Origin of the sequence: Pseudonocardia broussonetiae (genome assembly GCF_013155125.1) — a bacterium.
Taxonomy (GTDB): Bacteria; Actinomycetota; Actinomycetes; order Mycobacteriales; family Pseudonocardiaceae; genus Pseudonocardia; species Pseudonocardia broussonetiae.
Genome location: NZ_CP053564.1, coordinates 1,556,632 through 1,569,671, shown reverse-complemented (window position 1 = coordinate 1,569,671; position 13,040 = coordinate 1,556,632). Strand labels below are relative to the sequence as shown.

Genomic DNA, 13,040 nt, shown 5'->3' with positions numbered 1-13,040 from the left:
AACCCAGTACCGAGGAGAGCTCCACCTCGTGGACGACAAGACGAGCAAGGACGGCGACGTGGGCCGCCGCGGCCCGGACGACCGGGCCACGGTGGCCACCGACGAGCAGGCCGCGCCCGACGGCACCGACGCCGGGCCCGCGCCGGCCGCACCGGGTGCTCGTCCCGCCGACCCCGAGGGAGCCGTCGAGGTCGTGGACGACGAGCAGACGGTCGTCGACGTCCCCACGGCCCCGCCGGACGCCCCCACCGCGCAGATGCGGGTGCCCGACGAGGCCGCGGCGGCGCCGCACGCCGGTGGGTCGGAGAACGGCAGCAGCTCGGGCAACGGCTCGGGCAACGGCAGCGTGCCCGGCATGAGCCCGGTCTCCGCCGAGGCCCCGACGCAGCACCACGTGCCGGTGCCGCAGGCCCGGCCGTCCGGGGGACCGGCCCCCGCGCCGGGTCCGGTGCCCGGGCCCGGCCCCGACGCCGCCACGCCGCCGCCGTGGCGCCGCATCCCCGGCCGGGGAGGCCCCGACCAGCAGGAGGTCCGCCCCGAGCCCGTCGCCGCGGGCGGCAGCCTGCTCGACGAGGGCCCCACGGCGTTCCTGCGGGCCCCGGAGCCCGAGCCCGTGCGCGGTGAGGACGGCGTGCGCTCGCCGGTCCGCGCGGCCCGCACCCGCGCCCCCCGCCAGGCGGCCCTGCAGCTGCGCCGGCTCGACCCGTGGTCGGTGCTCAAGCTCGCCCTCGTGCTGGCCGTGGTGCTGTTCTTCGTGTGGCTGGTGGCCGTGGGCGTGCTGTACGGCGTCCTCGACGGCATCGGCGTGTGGGACCGCCTCAACGGCACCTACGCCGACCTCGTCTCCGGCCAGGCCCAGACCGGTGCGCCGCTGATCAGCGCGGGTCGCGTCTTCGGGTTCGCGGCCGTGGTGGGGGCGATCAACAGCCTGCTGTTCGCCGTCGCCGTCACCATCGCGGCCTTCGTCTACAACGTGTCCGCCGACCTGGTCGGCGGCGTCGAGGTCACGCTCTCCGAGCGCGACTGACCCCGTCGGAAGGCGGTGGAGGCGCTGGGGTAACCTCGACTCCGCCGCAGGGGCCCATAGCTCAGTTGGTTAGAGCGCGTCGCTGATAACGACGAGGTCGGTGGTTCAAATCCACCTGGGCCCACTCTCTCGACCCCCTCGGCACACTCCCTCGGCACCCGGAGTCCTCGATGAAGAAGCTCCTCACCGTCGTCATCGCCCTGGCCGCCGGCGCGGCCGTGTTCTCCAAGGTCCGGGCGTCGCGTTCCGAGTCCGACCTGTGGCACGAGGCCACCACCCGCTGAGCCCGCCCGCCCCCTCCGGCGGGTAGCCTCGCCGGGTACGGGGACGTAGCTCAATTGGCAGAGCACCGCCTTTGCAAGGCGGGGGTTAGGGGTTCGATTCCCCTCGTCTCCACCAGCCCGACCAGCGACAAGATGGTCGACCACGCAGTCATCGTCGATCAATGACTGTGGCGTGCGCAGCCCGCGGACGAAGCGGTGCAGGGCGGACCACGGAGCAGGCCGCGGGCCGCCCCGGCCGACGTGGTCTGCCAGACCCCCCCGCCCAGCCCGGACGCCAGCGCCTGCACAAGGGCGTCGACATCGACCTGCACCGCGGATCCCCGACCCCGATGCCGAACCGCTCGCAGCGCCGGTGGTCTGAACCACAGCGTGGGCGCGCCGGCGGTCGACTCGCTGACGGCGGTCGGCCTCGGCAGGGGTGGCGGGCGGGTCGTGAGGCTGGTGGTCGTGCCGGGACCGCCAGGACCTGCGCAGCCAGGCACGAGCCGCACGCATGGTGGCGGGACGAGAGATCTCCCGCCGATCGAATGCTCGTGGCGCCGCGCACGTATGCAGAGGTGTTCGCACGTGCTCTCACTTCGGAGGCATCATGCTCGCCACACTCGCACGGGTCGTCGCCATCGCGGCACTGACAGGCGGGGCGGTGCTGGTCGGCGCCGGCAGCGCCTCGGCCGCGCACTGCACGGGGACGACCGCGGAGGACATGTCCTCGCCCGGCTTCTCCTACTTCGGCACCGACCACGTGAAGGAGGCCGAGCACGCCGAGGGCGGCAACCCCGGCCCGCACGGCGGGACGTCCGGCGCGTCGAACTGCCGTGACACCACGGGCAGCCCGGCCGAGCGCGCCCCCGGCCAGAACCGCTGACCAACGGGGCGATCAGGACGCCCGCTCCTGCGTCCGGAGCGGGCGTCCGCCGGCGTCCTGACGCCGATCACGGCTGGTAGGGCGGGGCCACTCCCCAGCCCCAGCGCGGCACCGGGGCCTGCTGCACCACCTCGGCGCCCGGCTGCGAGTTGCCCAGGGCGATGCGGGTGCCCCACTCCAGGTAGCCGACGAAGGCCGCCCGGAACTCGGGGTCGTCCGGCAGGTCGGCGTCGTCCGCCGCTCGGCTCATGAGGGAGGCGAACCGCATCCGCTGCTCGGGCGTGATGCCCAGGCCGATGTGCTTGTTGACCATCCGCCGGTAGCCGCCGAGCTCGTCGGTGTACAGCGGCGGGCCGCCGAAGACCTCGCTCCACCAGGCGATCACGTGTTCCCGGTGCTCGGTGGTCACGCCGCCCGGGAAGAGCGGCGACAGCAGTTCGTCACCCTGCACGCGGTCGTAGAAGGCGTTGATGAGGCGCTGGAACGCCGGGGTGCCCCCGGCCCACTCGAACAGTGTCGGCTCCATGGTGCAACAGTGTAAGCATCCCCGTGGCTCCGCTGCGCTCCACTCGAGCCCTGGGAAGGGGCACCTCCGGGGCTGTGAGTCGTCATGTCTACACTTGTCGACGCGTGTTAGGGTCCCGTCGTGACCGCGAACGAGAACCTCGCGTTCGACGCGTTGTCGGACCGGGTTCGGCGGCAGATCCTGTCCGTGCTGGGTGAGGGTGGCGAACTCACGGTCACCGAGATCGCCGAGCGCGTCGACGTCGTCGGTCGCAGCACGGTGTCGAGCCACCTGCGCATCCTGCGGACCTCCGGGGTCGTGAACGAACGCCGCGACGGTCGCAGGCGCTACTACTCGCTCGATGCCGAGGGCTCGGTGCGTGACGCCTTCCGGTTCCTCCAGGGGATCCTGCAGGCAGCGGTGTCCCTCGACACCGCGGCGGGCGACACGGCAGACTCCGAGTCGGATCCGCAGCGCGACACCGGTTGATCAGCTTCCTCGCGGGGACGTTCACGATGAGAGCCGCCCACTCGTGACCAGCACAGCGCTGACGGCCGAATCCCACGTGGAGCTGTCTCCCGCCGAGGTCTTCGGCCTGTTCGGCAGGCCGGAAGCCGGGAGCTGGCTGTTCGACGCGCGCTGCGAGTCCATGGTCGTCGGCTCAGCGGTGAGGTTGTCGCTGCCGGTCGGCGGCCACAGCGGACGTCGGTTCGACGTCGAGCTGCTGGGACGGCTGACGGCGGTTCGGCCGAACGAGATGTTCGTCATCGAACACGTCCAGCCGTGGCGCGGGCGCCTCAAGGTCACTCTGGACCGGCTCGGAGCGCGACGGACGAGGGTCCGCGTGCGTGCGGACGTCTCGGGCGCCGGCGTCGAGTGGCTCGTGCGTCACGGCGGCGGCGCGCTCCCGGTGCCGCCGGTGCGGCCGGATGCGGTGAGGATCGGCGTGATCACGAGCAAGTCGGGCCCGGCCGCGATCTACTCGATGGCCACCGAGTACCTGGCCGAGCTCGCGGTCGAGGAGGTCAACGACTCCGGCGGGCTGGACGGCCGGCGCCTCGAGATCCTCGTCGCCGACGACGAGACCGACCACACGGTGGCTGCCGGCGAGGCGCAGAGGCTGGTGCGCGCGGGCTGCCGGGCGATCTTCGCCTGCACCACGTCGATCAGCTTCGCGGCCATCAGCGACTCGGTCCGCAACGCCGGCGTCCTCCTGGTGCACGCGGTGATGAACGAGCGGGGGAGCGACGACGAGGAGTCGGTCGTCCGGTTCGGGGAGCAGCCGGCCACGCAGATCGAGGCGATGGCCGGACGGCTCATGAGGGCCACGGGTGGACGTGGCTGGTTCCTCGTCGGCGAGCAGTACAGCTGGTCCTACGGTGCGCACCGCGCCGCCCGGGCGGCGGTGCCGAGGGCGGCGGGGCGGGTGATCGCCGAGGCGTTCACCCCGCTGGGCACCACGGACTTCGCTCCGCTCATCGAGCGCATCCAGCTCTCCGGCGCCGACATCGTCCTGTCGTCCCTGATCGGCTCCGACGAGGTCGAGTTCCAGAGGCAGTGCGCCGCTGCGGGCCTGCGATCCTCGGTGAGCTCGCTGTCCCTGGCGATGGACGAGCCGACCTGCGAGCACATCGGGGCCACCGCGGCCGAAGGGATCTGGACCGCTCTCGGCTACTTCCAGGACGGCCCGGCGGCGGGCAACCCCGATCTTCTGTCGCGGTACCGGGCGGCCAACGGGAGGTGGCCCCGCCGATCTCCACGCTCTCGGAGACGGTGTACGAGGCGATACTCCAGTACGCCCAGGCGGTGCGCCGCAGTCCCGACGACAGTGCTCGGCTGCAGGGCCGGGCGCTGCTCGGGCACCGGGCCGGCAGCGGCGGCACGGCCATCGGTGCCAGAGACCTGGTAGCTCCCCGGCTGTACCTCGCCGAGGTCCGCGCCGGTGAGCTGCAGGTCTTCGACGAAGCGGGCCGGTGATGGGTGTGCGCGGCCGCTGCGCCGCGCCGCTACCGGCGTCACACGACCGTTAATAGGTCGATAGATATCGACATGTAGAAGTAAGCTCGCTAGTGTCACGCGCACCACAGAGCACGAAAGGTGCGCGACATGGATGGTGTGCACGATCTCGGAGGCCGTCACGGCCTCGGCGCGATCAGGCCCGAGGCCGACGAGCCCGTCTTCCACGCCGACTGGGAACGCTCGGTCCTGGTGATGTTCCCGGCCATGGCCATGGCCGGCGCCTTCAACCTCGACCAGTTCCGTGCGGGGATGGAGCAGATCCCGCCGGCGGAGTACCTCAGCTCGACGTACTACGAGCACTGGATGCACTCGATGATCCGCCACGGCGTCGAGGCGGGGATCTTCGACCCCGAGGACCTGGAACGCCGCACGCAGCACTACCTCGAGCACCCGGAGGAGGCGGCGCCGAAGGCCGCCAAGCCGGAGATGGTCGAGACCCTGCGCCAGCTCATCCCGAGCGGCGACGACTACCGCCGTGAGGTGGAGGCCGCACCGGTGTTCGATGTCGGTGACCAGGTCCGGGTCCGTCCGGAGGTGTCGACCACGCACACCCGTCGTGCGGGATACGTCCGTGGTCGGGTCGGCGACATCGTGGCCGCGCACGGCGCCTACGTGTACCCGGACAGCAACGCGCTCGGTCTCGGCGAGGACCCCCACCACCTCTACACGGTCAGGTTCGACGCGACCGAGCTCTGGGGTGACGAACCCGGCGCCGCCAACGCAGTGATCCACATCGACCTGTGGGAGCCCTACCTCGTCCGCGTCTGACGCGTCGGAGCACGTCCCGTCCAGTTGTCCGAACGAAGCGATTGAAGGTTCCTCATGTCCGTCGAGCACGACACCACGGCAGCCACCACCGAGGACGAGCGCATCGCCGCCCGGGTCAAGGCGATGGAGGCGATCCTGGTCGAGAAGGGCCTGATCGGCACCGACGCCATCGACTACATGTCCTCGGTCTACGAGAAGGAGGTCGGCCCGCAGCTCGGCGCGAAGATCGTCGCCCGTGCCTGGACCGACCCGGAGTTCAAGCAGCGCCTGCTCGCCGACGGGACGCAGGCGTGCAAGGAGGTCGGCGTCAGCGGGATGCAGGGCGAGGAGATGATCGTCCTGGAGAACACCGACGCGGTCCACAACGTCGTGGTCTGCACGCTGTGCTCGTGCTACCCGTGGCCGGTCCTCGGCCTGCCGCCCAACTGGTACAAGTACCCCGCCTACCGGTCCCGCACGGTCCGCGATCCCCGCGGGGTCCTGGCGGAGTTCGGACTCCGGCTGCCCGACAGCGTCGAGGTGCGGGTGTGGGACTCCAGCGCCGAACTGCGTTACTGGGTGCTGCCCCAGCGTCCGGCGGGCACGGACGGGTTCACCGAGGAGCAGCTCGCCGAGCTGGTCACGCGCGACTGCATGATCGGTGTGACCGAGGCGCTCCGCCCCGACCCCGCGAAGGCCTGAACCGTGGAACGGATCAACGAGCGCCCCTCCCCGGACACGAAGCCCCGTGTCGACTCCCTGGTCGACGTGCTCCCGTTCGGGGAGCGCATCCCACGGCGGTCCGGCGATGTCGCCTTCGACCACGCCTGGGAGATCCGCGCGTTCAGCATGACCCTCGCCCTGCACGAACGGCTCGGCTTCGACTGGTCGGACTTCCAGCAGGAGCTCATCGATGCGATCCGCCGCTGGGAGTCCGAGCAGTCCGACCTGGCGCAGTGGAGCTACTACGAGCGCTGGACGGCGGCGCTGGAGGAGCTCGCGAGGACCAAGGGGTGGCTGTCGCAGGCAGAGCTCGACCGCCGCACCGAGGAGGTCCTCGCGAAGCCGGCGAACGCGAACCACCACCACGCCGTGCGCGAGCCGGTCGCGGTCGTCGGGGGAGGTGGCCGATGAGCCCGGCCGGCGAGGCGATCACACCGGACGCGGTGCACGCCGCCGCGGTCCTCGCCGACCTGCCGCTCACCCCGCAGCGGGCCACCGAGGTCGCGGCACTGCTCGCCTCCTGGCTCCCGGCGGCGCACGCCCTGAACACCCGGATGCAGGCCGAGGACCTGCGCGGGCTCGCCCCCGCCGTGACGTTCACCCAGGGGGCCGAAGCGCAGGAGGCGGGCGGATGAGCGACGACGACATGCTGGACCGGTCCCTCACCGCCACCGCAGCACTGGTGGCGGACCGGCAGGTCTCCCCGGTCGAGCTGGTGGAGGCCGCACTGCGCCGGATCGAGCTGATCGACGAGACCAACGCCTACATCTCCGTGCTCGCCGACGACGCGCTGGCCGTCGCCAGGGCCAGCGAGACCATGATCGCCGCGGGGCACCGCCTGGGCCCGCTGCACGGGGTTCCGGTGGCGCTCAAGGACAACATCGACGTCCGCGACCGGCCCAGCACCGCGGGCGCGAAGATCCTCGCCGACCACCGGCCCGCCGCCGACGCCACCGTCGTCAAGCGCCTGCGTGCCGCCGGAGCGATCCTGGTGGGCAAGACCAACATGCACGAGTTCGCCTGGGGCGGGACGTCGGCGAACCCCCACTACGGCTCTGTGACCAACCCCTGGGACACCACGCGCATGCCGGGTGGTTCCAGCGGCGGCTCCGGTGTGGCAGTGGCGACCCGCTCGTGCTTCGCCGCGCTGGGCACCGACACCGGGGGTTCCATCCGGCTGCCGTCGGCGCTCAACGGCATCACCGGTCTCCGCCCGACCATCGGCCGCGTCCCCAACACCGGCGTCGTGCCACTCGCCTGGAGCATGGACACCGTCGGCCCGATGGCGCGGACCGCAGCCGATTGCGCCGTGGTCCTCACCGCGCTCGCGGGACACGACGCGGACGATGCAGGATCCGCGGACCGCTCGGCGGAGGACTACTCGCGGGACCTGGCCCTCGGCGTGGACGGCCTGCGGATCGGGATCATCGAGGGGTACTCGCTGCACCACGTGCAGCCCGGGGTGGAGAAGGCTCTCCGCATCGCGCTGGAGACGCTGACCGACCTCGGCGCCCGGACCACCGAGGTGTCGATCGCCGACATCGAGGGCAACATCTCCGCACAGCTCACCGTGGAGGCCGCCGAACCGAGCACCTACCACCAGCGCTGGCTGCGCGAGCGGCCCGAGGACTACGGCGACGACGTGCGGCTGCTGCTCGAGGCCGGCGAGCTCCTGCTGGCCACCCAGTACCTGCAGGCCCAGCGCTACCGGGCACTGCTGCGCCGCCAGACGCTCGCCGCGCTGTCCCGGGCCGACGTGCTGGTGTGCCCGACACTGCCGTTCACCGCGACCCCGCTCGGCGAGGTGATGGTCGAGATCATCGAGGGCGCACCGGAGGACATGCTCTCGGCGATCATGCAGTTCACCGGGCTGCCCTCACTGACCGGACTGCCCGCGATCAGCGTGCCCTGCGGGTTCGACGACGCAGGACTGCCGATCGGCGTGCAGCTGATCGGCAGACCGTTCGCGGAGGCCACGCTGCTCCGGATCGGCGCGGCGTTCCAGTCCGGGACCGACTTCCACACCCGGGTGCCGCCGCTCGTGGCTCCGGGCTGAGCGGGGGTGCGTCGGCGATGGACACCACGGTGCAGCGGCTGGAGGACCGGATGCTCGCCGGCGGCCTGACCACCGCTCGGTCGATCGACCGGTGGAGCGACCTGCACGCCGACGAGGTCGGACCCAGGCACGGGGCGCAGGCCGTCGCGCGGCTGTGGGACCGCCCCGATCCCGCAGCCGTGCACGCCCCGGGGCTGCGCCGGTGCCCGTGCGGGCGGCGCTGGCGACTGCTGCACGACTCCACGGCGGTGCGCAACACGGTGGTGCCCACCGCGGGGACCTGCACCGGTTGGCGGGTCCTCGGGATCCCACCCAGCCGGTACGGCCCGCACGATGTGGACCGTGGACCGGAGACGCACCTCCGGTTCTGGTCCGACACGACCACGGTCCACCACCTGGTGGTGCCGGTGCGGCCGGAGCGCAGCGCGGACCGGGGGCTCTTCGACCTGGCCGCTCTCGTCAGCCGGGCGGCGATGCGAGGCGTCGGCACTCCGTCCGTGCCCGGTCGTGACGATCCGACGGCGACCGGACCGCCCTGGGCCCAACGGTTCCCCGGCTACCGGCTCGACGAACGCGCCATCGACCAGCCCTGGGAGCTCCGGACGGTGGCGTTGGTCCTCGCCGGTGTCGAGGACCGCCCGGAGCTCGGCGAGCGGGTCGGCGTCGAGCTCGACCGCATCGCCGCACGGCTCCCGATCCGCAGCAGCATCTACACGGCCTGGCTCTGGGCCCTCGCCCGAGCGACGCACTGAGCGGCTCCCGCCGCTCCGCCGATCCACCACCACCGCCACCGCTCCTGGTGGCCGGTGCGAAGCCGCGTGCCCGCAGGGGCGCCTTCCAGAGGAGCTGACATGACACTCGCCGACGACCACCTGGATCTGCGCGACGAGGACGGGCCCGGTCCCGTCCGCCGGACACTGCCGTGGTGGGCCTTCGGACTCGCCAACCTCGCGGTGGTCCTCGTGCTCTCCCTGGTCTCCTGGTGGCTGCTGGTCGACCCGCAGTGGAGCGCCCTCGGCGCGTACCCGCAGCCCTACACAGCGCTGCTGTTCTGGACCGTGATCGCCACCGTGTGGGTCGGGTTCACCTTCCAGTGGCTCGGCCCGGCCTCGCTCGACCAGCCCTGGCGGGGGCTCGTGGGGATCGGCCTGACGATCGTCATCGGCGCGGCCGTCACGGTCCTGCTCGCCTACGGGTGGGGCGCGGTGGATCCCAGCTTCGCGGCCACCCGCGAGGGCGGCGCCGGCTTCACCACCGGCAACCTGTTCGTGCTCTTCGGGTTCTTCTTCTACGTCCTGTCCGCCGTCAACGCCGGCCACTGGCCCTGGTCACAGGGCTCACGGCAGCCCTGGACCGGGCTGGGCGAGCTCACCCTCGTGCTGGTGCCCACCATGGCCGTCTACCTCGTGCTGATCCTTCCGAACCTCGCCGTCTGGGCGGAGCCGGGCGGGTCGCTGATGAGCATCCCCACGGTGATCGGGTGGTTCTACTCGCTCGTGGTCGCGGCAGTGCTCACCGGCCTCCTCGCGGAGAACCGGCCGTGGAGCTTCGCCGGCCGCCCTGCGGCGGTTGCGGCGGCGGCACTGGTGGGCAACGCCGCCCTCGGAACGGTGCTGTACTTCCTGCTGCTCGCCGTCGCGAGGCTGCTCATGGGGCCGGACAACGTGACGGCCCTCGGCGACGCGGTGACCCTCCACGCCGCCGAGATCGGCGTCTGCTGGGCCTTCTGGATGATCGCCTGGGCGAACGTCTTCGGGAACCGCCCCACCCGGCACTCACCGGCCGTCAACATCGCCGTGCGCGTCATCACCACGTTCGTCCTCGCCGCACTGACCTACCTGCTCTACTACTTCGTCCTGGCCCAGCACGTGCTCCACGAGCCGAACGCCGGCGGCACCCTGTACGGCGACGCGCTCGGCTTCGTCGACTGGGCCGTGCTGTGGATGCTCTGGTACGTGCTGTTCCTCGGCTCCTACGGGCTGCCGGAGATCGCGGACGACACGGCACCGCGGCCCTCGGTCCGACGGGGTCAGAGCAGGCCGAGCACGCGAGCGACGTGAACCGCCGCGGTCCGGTTGTGCACGCCGAGCCGGCGGGTCGCGCTGCGGAGGTAGGCGCGCACCGTCTCGACGCTCAGCCCCAGCTCCCCGGCCACCTCACCGTTGGTCATCCCGACGGCCACGAGCCGGAGGACCTCGACCTCCCGGGGAGCGAGGCCCGGCTGCCCCGCGGTCGGCGCCGCCCCGCCCACGACGTCCCGCAGACCGGCGATGAGCTGGTCGAGCCGGCGGCGCGTCGCGGCGTCACCGGTCGTCCTCGCCAGCTCGGCGAGCTCCGCGACCGCCGCGCGGGAGTGCGGGAGGACCGGGGTGGCGGGCCGCGTCAGGACGCCGGCCAGCTCCTGCTCCAGCGCCGTCCCGAACGCCGCCGCGCGCTCCAGGACGGCGTCGCCGATCCGGTGCGGGCCCCGCACCGCGCCGTAGATGATCGCGCGGACCACACCGGCGACCGTGACGGGCAGCGCGAAGATCGAGCTGATCCGCTCCTGCGCGACGACGATCTCGTCGAAGTCGTGGGTGATGGACCGGGTCGAGGCGTAGTCGGGCACCGTGCGCAGGGCGCCGGAGGCGAGCACGGACCCGCCCAACCCGCGGCCCGGCCCCACCCGGAGGTCGAGCAGCGAGGTGCCGATGGTGCCCCGGACGTGCGTGATGTGCAGCTCCCGGCCGCTGCGCCGGGGGGCGGTGGCGCCCCCGAAGACCGCGGGCAGCCCGGTGGCCCGTTGCAGCTGGCGCAGTCGCAGTCCGACGAGGCGGGCGGCGGTCGGCGTCGGGGAGGTGTCGTCGTCCACGTCCCTCCTCGAGGTCGGGGGCGGAGTGCGGTGGTGGGAGGTCGGTGGCGGGATTGTCGTCGGCGGTGCCCGCGGTGCGCAATCGCGCCGTCTCCTCTACCTCCGCGCGGGGGTAGCCGCGGCCGGTGGCGCGGCGAGACCCTGCTGGTCCCGACCCATGCCTTCCAGGAGTACGAGATGTCCAGCAGCACCGACACCTACCGCGCGGCCCGTGACCTCCTGCAGGACCTCTCCCGCGACTACGGCAAGGCGGTCGCGGAGTTCGCCTGGCCGGACTTCGGCGACCGGTTCAACTGGGCGGTCGACTGGTTCGACGAGATCGCCCGCGGGGTGGACCGGACCGCGCTGTGGATCGTCGAGGAGGACGGGTCGGAGGCCCGGTACTCCTTCGACGAGATGGCGACGCGGTCCGACCAGGTCGCCGCCCACCTGGCGGCGAACGGCGTGGCGCGCGGCGACCGGGTGCTGCTGATGCTGGACAACCAGGTCGAGCTGTGGGACACGATGCTCGCGGTGATGAAGCTCGGTGCCGTGATCCTGCCGACGACCACCGCGCTCGGCCCGGCCGAGCTGACCGACCGGATCGGCCGTGGCCGGGCGCGCCACGTCGTCGTCACCGCGGCCGACGCGGCCAAGTTCGACACCGTCGACGGCACGTACACGCGGTTCGTCGTCGGGGAGGCGCCGGCGGGGACGGTCTCCTTCCGCGACGCCTACGCCGCGGACGTCCCGCCCACCCCGCACCCGGGGACCGCGCCGTCGGACCCGCTGCTCCTGTACTTCACCTCGGGCACGACGAACCTGCCCAAGCTGGTCGAGCACACGCAGGTCTCCTACCCGGTCGGCCACCTGGCCACGTCCTTCTGGGTCGCGGCGAAGCCCGGCGACGTGCACCTGAACATCTCCTCGCCGGGGTGGGCCAAGCACGCGTGGTCCTGCTTCTTCGCCCCGTGGATCGCCGAGGCGACGATCTTCGCCTTCAACTACTCCCGGTTCGACCCGGCCTCGCTGCTGGGGCAGATCCGCCGGGCCGGGGTGAACACGTTCTGCGCACCGCCGACGGTGTGGCGGATGCTGATCAAGGCCGACCTGTCCGGAGGACGAGGTGAGCTGCGCGAGCTCCTCTCGGCGGGCGAGCCCCTCAACCCCGAGGTGATGGAGCAGGTCCGCGCCGCCTGGGACCTCACGATCCGCGACGGCTACGGCCAGACCGAGCTCACCCTGGCGGTGGGCAACGTGCCCGGGATGCCCGTCAAGCCGGGGTCGATGGGACTGCCGCTGCCCGGGGTGCCCGTCGTGCTGGTGGACCCGACGACCGGGCAGCCGGCCCGCGAGGGGGAGATCTGCATCGACCTGTCCCGCCGCCCGACGGGGCTGATGACCGGCTACCAGGGCGACGACGAGCGCAACGCCGAGGCCATGTCCGGCGGCTACTACCACACCGGTGACGTCGCGTCCCGGGACGAGGACGGCTACATCTTCTACATCGGCCGCACGGACGACGTGTTCAAGGCCAGCGACTACAAGATCTCCCCGTTCGAGCTGGAGAGCGTGCTGATCGAGCACCCCGCCGTGGCCGAGGCCGCCGTCGTCCCCGCGCCCGACGAGCTCAGGCTCGCGGTGCCGAAGGCCTACGTCACCCTCGCGGCCGGGTACGCACCGGACCGCGAGACCGCGCTGGCGGTGCTGCGCCACGCGCGCGAGAAGCTCGCCCCCTACCAGCGCGTGCGTCGCCTCGAGTTCGCCGCGCTCCCGAAGACGATCTCCGGCAAGATCCGGCGCGTCGACCTCCGCCGCAGGGAGGAGCAGGCGGCGGCGGGGGAGCAGGCCGTCACCGAGTTCCGGTACGAGGAGTTCCCCGAGCTGAAGGGGTGAGCGGTTCGCGGCGCGGTCGTACCAGTGGCGGTGCGCTCTCGTCCAAGTGCTGGGCGTCGCCCGTGTCCGACACTGCGCGCACCGCTCC

Annotated in this window: 15 protein-coding genes and 2 tRNA genes; 15 read left to right on the top strand and 2 right to left on the bottom strand. The window is 72.3% G+C overall.

Annotation, left to right across the window (positions count from 1 at the left end; translation table 11 throughout):
* Positions 1–28: 28 nt before the first annotated feature.
* The 5 genes from HOP40_RS36740 (at position 29) to HOP40_RS07825 (ending at position 2,176) form a co-directional block, all read left to right on the top strand.
* Positions 29–1,027: a DUF3566 domain-containing protein gene (locus HOP40_RS36740; RefSeq protein ID WP_420821792.1), complete on the top strand. Its 999-nt coding sequence runs from the start codon at positions 29–31 to the stop codon at positions 1,025–1,027.
* Positions 1,028–1,077: 50 nt separating this feature from the next.
* A tRNA-Ile gene (locus HOP40_RS07835) sits at positions 1,078–1,151 on the top strand.
* A gap of 46 nt (positions 1,152–1,197) precedes the next feature.
* The gene (locus HOP40_RS35810; RefSeq protein ID WP_240157573.1) at positions 1,198–1,311 is read left to right on the top strand and encodes a DLW-39 family protein; all 114 of its coding nucleotides are present in this window, start codon (positions 1,198–1,200) and stop codon (positions 1,309–1,311) included.
* A gap of 39 nt (positions 1,312–1,350) precedes the next feature.
* A tRNA-Ala gene (locus HOP40_RS07830) sits at positions 1,351–1,426 on the top strand.
* Positions 1,427–1,900: 474 nt separating this feature from the next.
* Positions 1,901–2,176, top strand: coding sequence for a hypothetical protein (locus tag HOP40_RS07825; protein WP_172156132.1), 276 nt, complete (start codon positions 1,901–1,903; stop codon positions 2,174–2,176).
* A gap of 67 nt (positions 2,177–2,243) precedes the next feature.
* Here HOP40_RS07825 and HOP40_RS07820 read toward each other — a convergent pair whose 3' ends face one another.
* Positions 2,244–2,702 (bottom strand): group II truncated hemoglobin, encoded by a 459-nt coding sequence (locus tag HOP40_RS07820; RefSeq protein ID WP_172156129.1) that lies wholly within the window; start codon positions 2,700–2,702, stop codon positions 2,244–2,246.
* Positions 2,703–2,822: 120 nt separating this feature from the next.
* Here HOP40_RS07820 and HOP40_RS07815 point away from each other — a divergent pair, with 120 nt between their 5' ends.
* The 9 genes from HOP40_RS07815 (at position 2,823) to HOP40_RS07775 (ending at position 10,286) form a co-directional block, all read left to right on the top strand.
* Positions 2,823–3,170, top strand: coding sequence for an ArsR/SmtB family transcription factor (locus HOP40_RS07815; protein WP_172156127.1), 348 nt, complete (start codon positions 2,823–2,825; stop codon positions 3,168–3,170).
* A 76-nt stretch (positions 3,171–3,246) separates the two neighbouring features.
* Entirely contained in the window at positions 3,247–4,590 is a 1,344-nt protein-coding gene (locus HOP40_RS07810; protein ID WP_240157572.1) for an ABC transporter substrate-binding protein, read from the top strand.
* A gap of 197 nt (positions 4,591–4,787) precedes the next feature.
* Positions 4,788–5,468, top strand: coding sequence for a nitrile hydratase subunit beta (gene nthB, locus HOP40_RS07805; RefSeq protein WP_172156124.1), 681 nt, complete (start codon positions 4,788–4,790; stop codon positions 5,466–5,468).
* 54 nt (positions 5,469–5,522) lie between these two features.
* Positions 5,523–6,149: a nitrile hydratase subunit alpha gene (gene nthA / locus HOP40_RS07800; RefSeq protein ID WP_172156122.1), complete on the top strand. Its 627-nt coding sequence runs from the start codon at positions 5,523–5,525 to the stop codon at positions 6,147–6,149.
* Positions 6,150–6,152: 3 nt separating this feature from the next.
* Positions 6,153–6,581, top strand: a complete 429-nt coding sequence (locus HOP40_RS07795; RefSeq protein ID WP_172156120.1) for a nitrile hydratase accessory protein — start codon at positions 6,153–6,155, stop codon at positions 6,579–6,581.
* On the top strand, positions 6,578–6,805 hold the full coding sequence (locus HOP40_RS07790; protein ID WP_172156118.1) for a hypothetical protein: 228 nt from the start codon (positions 6,578–6,580) through the stop codon (positions 6,803–6,805). The genes HOP40_RS07795 and HOP40_RS07790 overlap by 4 nt, the downstream gene beginning before the upstream one ends.
* On the top strand, positions 6,802–8,226 hold the full coding sequence (locus HOP40_RS07785; RefSeq protein ID WP_172156116.1) for an amidase: 1,425 nt from the start codon (positions 6,802–6,804) through the stop codon (positions 8,224–8,226). Before HOP40_RS07790 ends, HOP40_RS07785 begins: the two co-directional genes overlap by 4 nt.
* 17 nt (positions 8,227–8,243) lie before the next feature.
* Complete coding sequence (locus HOP40_RS07780) at positions 8,244–8,978, top strand: nitrile hydratase subunit alpha (RefSeq protein ID WP_172156114.1); 735 nt, start codon at positions 8,244–8,246, stop codon at positions 8,976–8,978.
* A 99-nt stretch (positions 8,979–9,077) separates the two neighbouring features.
* Positions 9,078–10,286, top strand: coding sequence for a hypothetical protein (locus HOP40_RS07775; protein ID WP_205347122.1), 1,209 nt, complete (start codon positions 9,078–9,080; stop codon positions 10,284–10,286).
* Here the strand turns inward: HOP40_RS07775 and HOP40_RS07770 are convergent.
* Positions 10,256–11,077, bottom strand: a complete 822-nt coding sequence (locus HOP40_RS07770) for a helix-turn-helix transcriptional regulator (protein ID WP_172156112.1) — start codon at positions 11,075–11,077, stop codon at positions 10,256–10,258. The two genes, HOP40_RS07775 and HOP40_RS07770, sit on opposite strands and share 31 nt — an antisense overlap.
* Positions 11,078–11,254: 177 nt before the next feature.
* Between HOP40_RS07770 and HOP40_RS07765 the strand changes: the two genes are divergently transcribed.
* Positions 11,255–12,952 (top strand): AMP-binding protein, encoded by a 1,698-nt coding sequence (locus HOP40_RS07765; protein ID WP_172156110.1) that lies wholly within the window; start codon positions 11,255–11,257, stop codon positions 12,950–12,952.
* The last annotated feature ends 88 nt before the right edge of the window (positions 12,953–13,040 follow it).

What these genes read in the sequence shown, in the direction of transcription:
- HOP40_RS35810 (WP_240157573.1), top strand. Translation starts at nt 1,198, where the DNA reads ATGAAGAAGCTCCTCACCGTCGTCATCGCCCTGGCCGCCGGCGCGGCC.
- HOP40_RS07825 (WP_172156132.1), top strand. Translation starts at nt 1,901, where the DNA reads ATGCTCGCCACACTCGCACGGGTCGTCGCCATCGCGGCACTGACAGGC.
- HOP40_RS07820 (WP_172156129.1), bottom strand. Translation starts at nt 2,702, where the DNA reads ATGGAGCCGACACTGTTCGAGTGGGCCGGGGGCACCCCGGCGTTCCAG.
- nthB (WP_172156124.1), top strand. Translation starts at nt 4,788, where the DNA reads ATGGATGGTGTGCACGATCTCGGAGGCCGTCACGGCCTCGGCGCGATC.
- nthA (WP_172156122.1), top strand. Translation starts at nt 5,523, where the DNA reads ATGTCCGTCGAGCACGACACCACGGCAGCCACCACCGAGGACGAGCGC.
- HOP40_RS07790 (WP_172156118.1), top strand. Translation starts at nt 6,578, where the DNA reads ATGAGCCCGGCCGGCGAGGCGATCACACCGGACGCGGTGCACGCCGCC.
- HOP40_RS07785 (WP_172156116.1), top strand. Translation starts at nt 6,802, where the DNA reads ATGAGCGACGACGACATGCTGGACCGGTCCCTCACCGCCACCGCAGCA.
- HOP40_RS07780 (WP_172156114.1), top strand. Translation starts at nt 8,244, where the DNA reads ATGGACACCACGGTGCAGCGGCTGGAGGACCGGATGCTCGCCGGCGGC.
- HOP40_RS07775 (WP_205347122.1), top strand. Translation starts at nt 9,078, where the DNA reads ATGACACTCGCCGACGACCACCTGGATCTGCGCGACGAGGACGGGCCC.
- HOP40_RS07765 (WP_172156110.1), top strand. Translation starts at nt 11,255, where the DNA reads ATGTCCAGCAGCACCGACACCTACCGCGCGGCCCGTGACCTCCTGCAG.